General features: G+C 56.9%; 1 protein-coding gene. It reads right to left on the bottom strand.

The genetic code is table 11. The features are described 5' to 3' along the window. Window positions 1-255 (bottom strand): nitrogenase component 1 (locus K6M89_RS32050; RefSeq protein ID WP_281428497.1); only part of this gene is annotated, 255 nt, incomplete at both ends.

Genomic DNA, 255 nt, shown 5'->3' with positions numbered 1-255 from the left:
TCCAAGACGAACCGGGCAACGGCGTAGACGAAGTCAGGATCGCCGTAGATCGCGTATTTCTTCCCGTGCAGCCAGGCTTGGCTATCTGCCATAGCGTCGACGAGACGGCCGCGTTCCAGGCCGATTGCCGGAGGAATTTCCTTGCCGGTAATCTCCGAGACCTTCATCAGGAATTCGTCGGTCGCCTGAACACCCAGCGGATAATGGAACGAAGCCGTAACCTGACCGACCTCCTTGCAATATTCCAGCGTTTTG

Origin of the sequence: Rhizobium croatiense, assembly GCF_019793465.1 — a bacterium.
GTDB lineage: Bacteria > Pseudomonadota > Alphaproteobacteria > Rhizobiales > Rhizobiaceae > Rhizobium > Rhizobium croatiense.
The sequence above is the reverse complement of the archived record's forward strand: the minus strand, read 5'-3'. Positions and strand labels throughout refer to the sequence as shown.